Below are 6,800 nucleotides of genomic sequence, written 5' to 3'. Positions count from 1 at the left end.
GGGCAGGGGTTCCGGTGGGCTTGGATGTCGCGCAGATCACGGGCGGTGGTGTCGAAACGTCGGCGTGGTTTTATGGGCGCATGGCGAACCCGGTGATTCTCTCGATCGACGACGACCCGGCGGTCTCCCGGGCGGTCGCCCGGGACCTTCGGCGCCGCTACAGCGAGCGGTACCGGGTGGTTCGCGCCGGTTCCGGGCCGGAGGCCCTGGAGGCGCTGCGGGAGGTCAAGCTGCGCGGCGAGCAGGTGGCGCTGCTGCTGGCCGACTACCGGATGCCGGAGATGACCGGCATCGAGTTCCTGGAAGCCGCGATGGATCTCTTCCCGGCGGCACGACGGGTGCTGTTGACCGCGTACGCGGACACCGGCGCCGCGATCGACGCGATCAACCTGGTCGACCTCGACCACTATCTGCTCAAGCCCTGGCACCCGCCGGAGGAGAAGCTCTACCCGGTCGTCGACGCGTTGTTGGAGGCGTGGTCGGCCAGCCCGGACGCGGGTTCGACGGAGATCAGGGTGGTCGGTCACCGCTGGTCCGCCGAGTCCTTCGCGGTACGCGACTTCCTCGCCCGCAACCTGGTGCCCTACCGGTGGCTGCTGGTCGACGACCCGGAGGCCGGCCGGCTGCTCACGGCGGCCGGGGTGACCGCGAGCGACGTCCCGCTGGTGGTCACCGTCGACGGCAAGGCCCTGGTGGCACCGTCGGAGGCGGAGCTGGCCGGGCTGGTCGGCCTGACCGTCGCCCCGGCGGCGGACTTCTACGACCTGGTGGTCGTCGGGGGCGGGCCGGCCGGGCTGGGAGCGGCCGTGTACGGCGCGTCGGAAGGGCTGCGGACCGTGCTGGTGGAGCGACTGGCCACCGGTGGGCAGGCCGGGCAGAGCAGCCGGATCGAAAACTATCTCGGCTTTCCGGACGGTGTCTCCGGGGCGCAGCTCACCGACCGGGCCCGCCGGCAGGCGTTGAAGTTCGGCGCGGAGCTGCTCAGCACCCGGGAGGTGGTCGGTCTGGAGGAGGCCGGCTCGGCGCGGCTGCTGCGCTTCAGCGACGGTGAGACGCTCGCCGCGCACGCGGTGGTGCTGGCCACCGGTGTGTCGTACCGGATGCTCCGCGCGCCCGGCCTGACCGACTTCACCGGCCGGGGCGTCTTCTACGGCTCGGCCGCCAGCGAGGCGCCGAGCTGCGTCGGCCAGGACGTCTACATCGTGGGCGGGGCGAACTCGGCGGGACAGGCGGCGGTGTACTTCTCCCGCTACGCCGAACGGGTGCACGTGCTGATCCGCGGCGCGGACCTCACCGCGTCGATGTCCCAGTACCTCATCGACCAGCTCGCCCGCCTCGACCAGGTGATCGTGCATCCGCACACCGAGGTGGTCGCCGCCGCAGGCGGCGAGCACTTGCAACAGCTGACGCTGCGGGACACCCGCACCGGCGAGCAGCGGGAGGTGGACACGTCCTGGTTGTTCGTGTTCATCGGGGCCGAGCCGCGGACCGGGTGGCTGGACGGCACCCTGGTCCGCGACGATCGGGGATTCGTGATCACCGGACCGGACCTAGTCACCGGGGGGTGTCGACCACCGGGCTGGCCGCTGCCGCGCGACCCGTACCACCTCGAATCGAGTGTGCCCGGGGTGTTCGCCGCCGGTGACGTACGCGCGGCGTCGGTGAAGCGGGTGGCCTCCGCGGTCGGCGAGGGCGCGATGGCCGTGTCGCTGGTGCACCGGTACCTGGAGGCACAGTGACCACCGGGACGCCGGCTGCGGAGGCCGGTGGCCGGGCACCGCGGCGGTTGGCTCCCGAGGAGGTCCGCACGCTGTTCCTGTTCGAGTCGCTCGACGCCGACCAGCTGACCTGGCTGGCCGAGCAGGGCCGGGTCGAGCGGCGGGACGCCGGTGGCCTGGTCTACGCCGAAGGCGATCCGGCGGAGTGCTTCTTCGTCCTGCTCGACGGCACGGTACGGCTCTGCCGGACGGTCCACGGCGACCAGGTGGAGATCAACCGCACCGCCCAGCGTGGCGTGTACGGCGGGGCCACCCAGGCGTACCTGGGCGACGACCGGCTCTACCGGAACAGCATGTGGGCGCTCACCGACGCCGAGTTCTTCGTGCTGCCCGCCGAGAAGTTCGCGCACGCGGTGCGTTCCTGGTTCCCGATGGCGATGCACCTGCTGGAGGGGATGTTCGTCGGCATGCGGGACACCCAGACCCTGGTCGGCGAGCGGGAGCGCCTGCTGGCGCTGGGCTCGCTGTCGGCGGGCCTGACCCACGAGCTGAACAACCCGGCGAGCGCGGCGGTCCGGGCCACCTCCAGCCTGCAGGAGCGGATCGCCGGGATGCGGCACAAGCTCGCCATGATCGCCGACGGCCGGATCGACGGCCGGCGGCTGCACGGCCTCGTGGCGTTGCAGGAGGAGGCGGTCGAGCGGGTGGCGAAGGCGCGTCCGTTGTCACCCATGGAGACCAGTGACGCCGAGGACGAGCTGACCGACTGGCTGGACGACCAGGGGCTGACCGCCGGGTGGGAGCTGGCGCCGATACTGGTCAGCGGCGGGCTGGACATCGACTGGCTGGACCGGGTCCGGGCCGAGCTGAGCGCCGAGGAACTGGAGCCGGCGGTGCGGTGGCTGACCTACACGGTGGAGACCGAGCTGCTGATGCGGGAGATCGCCGACGCGGCCACCCGGATCTCCAACCTGGTCGGCGCGGCCAAGCAGTACTCCCAGCTGGACCGGGCGCCGTACCAGGTGGTGGACGTGCACGAGCTGCTCGACGCCACGCTGGTGATGTTCCGGGTCAAGTCCGCCGGGGTCCGGGTGGTCAAGGAGTACGACCGGAGCCTGCCGTCGATTCCCGCGTACGCCGCCGAACTGAACCAGGTGTGGAGCAACCTGATCGACAATGCGCTCGGCGCGATAGGCGATGCGGGCACCCTGACCGTCCGCACCGGTCGCCTGGACGACCAGTTGATCGTCGAGATCGCGGACACCGGCCCGGGCATCCCGGAGGAGATCCGCCCCCGCATCTTCGAGCCGTTCTTCACCACCAAGCCGGTCGGCGAGGGGACCGGCCTGGGGCTGGACATCTCCTACCGGATCGTGGTCAACAAGCACCACGGCGACGTGCGGGTGTCGAGCGTTCCCGGCAACACCGTGTTCCGCGTACTGCTGCCGATCAGCCCCGAGGAGCCGCCGGCCGGTTGACCCGTGTGCGGCGGCCACGCCAGCGCAGCACGATGACCACCGGTGCGGCGGCGGCCACCACGGCGGCGGCCCAGAGCAGCGGGTTGGCCCGCAGTTCGGTGGGCAGTTGCTGGGCGAGGACGAACACGCCCATCAGCACCACGAACCAGCCGAACGCCTTGCGCAGCAACTCGGCCGGGACCCGTCCGGCGAGCCGGCCGCCGAGCAGGCTGCCGGCGACCGCGGCGAGGGTGACGGCGGCGGCGAGCCCCCAGTCGAGGCTGACGCCGGAGAGATAGCCGGCCAGACCGGCGAAGGACTTCAGCGCGATGACCACCAGCGAGGTGCCGACGGCGACCGGCATCGACAGCCCGCCGAGCAGGGCCAGCGCGGGCACCACCAGGAAGCCGCCGCCGGCCCCGACCAGGCCGGTGACCAGGCCGACCACGAGCCCGTCGAGGACGATCCGTGGTGCGGAGGGACGATGCCGCACCGACTCTCCCGAGGTGGCGTGCCGGCCTCGGAGCATCGCGACGGCCGTGCCGAGCATCATCAGCGCGAAGGCGACCAGCAGCACGGTGGGCGGGACGTACGCGGCGAGCCGGCCACCGGCGTACGCGCCCGCCATGCCGGCGAGACCGAAGACCAGCCCGGTGCGCCACCGCACGCGGTGGGCGCGGGCGTGCGGCAGCACGCCCACCGCGCTGGTGGCACCGACGACGAGCAGCGAGGTGGCGATCGCCTCCCGGGCGGGCAGGTCGGCCACGTAGACCAGCAGCGGTACGGCGAGGATCGAGCCACCGCCGCCGAGCAGGCCGAGGCTGACACCGATCAGTACCGCGCCGGCCACGGTCAGGGCGAGCGTTGTCACGGCCGGGTCCCGGTCGGGGTGCCCTCGCGAAGTTGGCCGACGATGGTGTCGAGGTCACAGCTGGCGCCCCGGTTGTAGGGCAGTCGGCCGAGCAGCAGGCCCATGGCACAGGTGTTGGTGAGGGCGGCGAACGTCAGGCCGGCACCGATGAACCCGGCAATCCACTTCAGACCCGGCACGAACACCGACGCCAGGACGCTGACCAGGACGATCGAGCCGGCGACCAGTCGGACCTGCCGCTCCAAGCTCCAGCGCGGCCGGCCCCGGACGACGGTGGCGTTCGTGGCCTGCCAGGCGACGATGCCGCCGTCGAGCACCTTCAGGTTGGGTAGCCCGGCCCGGGACAGGGACTGCTCGGCCTGGGCGGCGCGGGCACCGGAGTGGCAGATCAGCACCACGTCCTCGTCGAGGTGGCGGCGCAGTTCCTCGCGGTGCTCCTTGAGCAGGTCCAGCGGCACGTTGTACGAGCCGGGGATGTGCGCGGTCTCGAATTCGCCCGGGGTCCGTACGTCGAGCAGCCGGGGTGCCCGCCCGTTGGCGAGCAGGGCCCGCAGCGTGGCCGGGTCGATGGTCGAGGGACTGTTGGTCATGTTCGGCTCCTTGGTCATGCCATCCGCACGCCGGCTGGAGCGGCGTGGGCGAACTGGTCGTCGACGAGCACCACCCGACGGCCGGCGTTGGCCAGCAGGGACGCGGCAGCAGCCGCGCGGTAGCCGGATCCGCAGTGCACCCAGACCGTCCCGGCCGGGATGTCGGCCAGCCGTCGCGGCAGATCGGGCAGCGGCACGTGCACGGCTCCGTCAAGGTGTCCGGCCTGCCACTCGTTGGTCAGCCGCACATCGAGCACGACCTGCGGGGCGGGCAGCCCGGCCGGGATGTCTCCGGCCAGCGCGGCGGCCAGCGCCGGGAAGTCGGCGACGGACAACTGCCGCAGGTCGGCGGGGTCGGTGGCCCACTGCTGCGGGACGCCGGTCGCCTGGGCGGCGGGCCGGTCGATGCCGATCCGGACCAGTTCGCGCTGGGCCTCGGCGACCTGTTCCGGGGTCTCGGCCAGCAGGGTGATCGGCGTGCCCCAATCGATCAGCCAGCCGAGCCAGGTTGACATCGGCCCGTCGAGGCCGAGGCTGACTGTGCCGGCCAGGTGGGTCACCGCGTACGCCTTGCGGTGTCGCAGGTCGACCACCCACTCGCCGGCGGCGATCCGATCCCGCAGTTGCCCGGCGTCGGCCCGGGTCGCCGGGGTGAGGTTGACCGGCGCGGGGCCGGCGGCGTTGGCGACGCCCATGTGCGCGTAGTACGCCGGGTAGGCGTCCAGACCGGCCAGCGTCTCGGTGACGAAGTCCGCCGCGGCCAGCCGGAAGACCGGATTGCCCTGCTTCTCCCGGCCGATCGTCGACTCCGGGGCGTCGGACTGGCTCGCCGAGCAGAAGCTGCCGAACCCGTGGGTGGGCCACACCTGCGCCCCGTCGGGCAGCAGGTCGACCAGCCGCTGCGCCGAGGTGTGCTGGTGGTTGGCCAACTCGTGGGCGTGCTGCTGCCCGAGCAGATCGGTGCGACCGGTGGTGCCGAACAGCAGCGAGCCGCCGGTGAACACCCCCACCGGAGTCCAGTCGCCGGCGCCGGCCTCGTCGAGGACATATGACAGGTGGTGGAAGGTGTGCCCGGGGGTGGCCACCACCCGTATCCGCAGCCCGTCCGACACGTCGACGACGTCGCCGTCGGCGACCGGCACCCGGTCGAACCCGACCTCGTCGGCCGCGGCGACCAGGTACCGGGCGTCGGTGAGCCGGGCCAACTCCAGCCCGCCGGACACATAGTCGTTGTGGAGGTGTGTCTCGACCACGTGCGTGATCCGCACGCCCGCCGCTCCGGCGGCGTGCATCACACGGTCGATGTCCCGTTGCGGGTCCACCACGACCGCCACCCGGCCGTCAGTGGCCAGATAGCTGCGGTCACCCAGGGACGAGGTCGCGATGACCGACACCCGTACCGCCATGCCCAACTCCTCTCCTCGTAGCGGCATATACCCCGGGGGGTATATGCCGCGCAGACTTCTGCCTTGGTCGAATTCGCGCGTGCTCCGCCGACCGTGCCGCTGGAAATGCGGCCCGGTTCGGTCGGCTGGTTCGGTCGGTTCGGCGGGCTACCTCGGGAGGTCAGCCCAGGTGGCTCACGCCAGGGCCAGGAACAGCTTCTCCAGCTCTTCCTCGGTCATCTCCGGCTGCTCGCCGTTGTCGCGCGCAGTGGAGCAGTGCCGCATCCCCGACGCGATGATCTTGAAGCCGGCTCGGTCGATCGCCTTGGAGACCGCGGCGAGCTGGGTCAGGACGGCCCGGCAGTCCTGGCCGTCCTCCATCATCTCGATCACCGCGTTCAGCTGCCCGCGGGCCCGCTTGAGTCGGGTCAGGGCGTCACCGGTCATCTCGGGTCGCAGCTTCATCTCGACACCTCCTGGCTTCGGACTATACCCCCAGGGGTATCCGTCCGGCCAGTTGGCAGAGCGGCGGCACCAATACGGGCGACCTTCGGTGCGTCAGGAGGACTTCGCGGAGCGGCCCACGGCCGTGGCTTCCCGGCTCTCTGCTCGGCCTTCTTCTCGGGCGTTGGCGAGCAGTTGGGCGAGTCGTTGCCGGCGTCGCCGGGTGATGAACCGGACGGTGAGGACGAGCGCCACGAGGATGACGGCGAGGGCCAGTTGGGACCAGGGGAAGGTCCAGACCGTGACGGTGGTCGTGGTCTGCCGGATGTCGGCGT

At 71.8% G+C, this 6,800-nt stretch carries 6 protein-coding genes and 1 pseudogene; 2 read left to right on the top strand and 5 right to left on the bottom strand.

From position 1 onward, the window contains the following. A partial coding sequence (locus C1I95_RS30700; RefSeq protein WP_438941354.1) for an NAD(P)/FAD-dependent oxidoreductase occupies positions 1-1,739 on the top strand: 1,739 nt, incomplete at its 5' end. Further along, a complete protein-coding gene (locus tag C1I95_RS30695) occupies positions 1,736-3,196 on the top strand; it encodes a sensor histidine kinase (RefSeq protein WP_199523987.1) in 1,461 nt (486 codons plus the stop codon). The genes C1I95_RS30700 and C1I95_RS30695, both read left to right, overlap by 4 nt. Here C1I95_RS30695 and C1I95_RS30690 read toward each other — a convergent pair. From C1I95_RS30690 to C1I95_RS35480, 5 genes and pseudogenes are all read right to left on the bottom strand, one after another. Continuing rightward, positions 3,168-4,046: a sulfite exporter TauE/SafE family protein gene (locus tag C1I95_RS30690; RefSeq protein ID WP_111219154.1), complete on the bottom strand. Its 879-nt coding sequence runs from the start codon at positions 4,044-4,046 to the stop codon at positions 3,168-3,170. The genes C1I95_RS30695 and C1I95_RS30690 overlap by 29 nt on opposite strands. Continuing rightward, positions 4,043-4,636 (bottom strand): rhodanese-like domain-containing protein, encoded by a 594-nt coding sequence (locus tag C1I95_RS30685; RefSeq protein ID WP_111219158.1) that lies wholly within the window; start codon positions 4,634-4,636, stop codon positions 4,043-4,045. Before C1I95_RS30685 ends, C1I95_RS30690 begins: the two co-directional genes overlap by 4 nt. 14 nt (positions 4,637-4,650) lie before the next feature. Then, positions 4,651-6,042 carry an MBL fold metallo-hydrolase gene (locus tag C1I95_RS30680; protein ID WP_111219152.1) on the bottom strand — a complete coding sequence of 464 codons (1,392 nt, stop codon included), beginning with the start codon at positions 6,040-6,042 and terminating at the stop codon, positions 4,651-4,653. Positions 6,043-6,216: 174 nt separating this feature from the next. Further along, positions 6,217-6,486, bottom strand: coding sequence for a metal-sensitive transcriptional regulator (locus C1I95_RS30675; protein WP_111219150.1), 270 nt, complete (start codon positions 6,484-6,486; stop codon positions 6,217-6,219). 93 nt (positions 6,487-6,579) lie between these two features. Further along, a pseudogene (locus tag C1I95_RS35480) lies at positions 6,580-6,800 on the bottom strand (hypothetical protein); the annotation flags it as partial.

The organism is Micromonospora craterilacus, assembly GCF_003236315.1.
In the GTDB taxonomy this organism is placed as follows: domain Bacteria; phylum Actinomycetota; class Actinomycetes; order Mycobacteriales; family Micromonosporaceae; genus Micromonospora; species Micromonospora craterilacus.
Note: the sequence above shows the minus strand (reverse complement) of the source record. Positions and strands in the feature narration are given on the sequence as shown.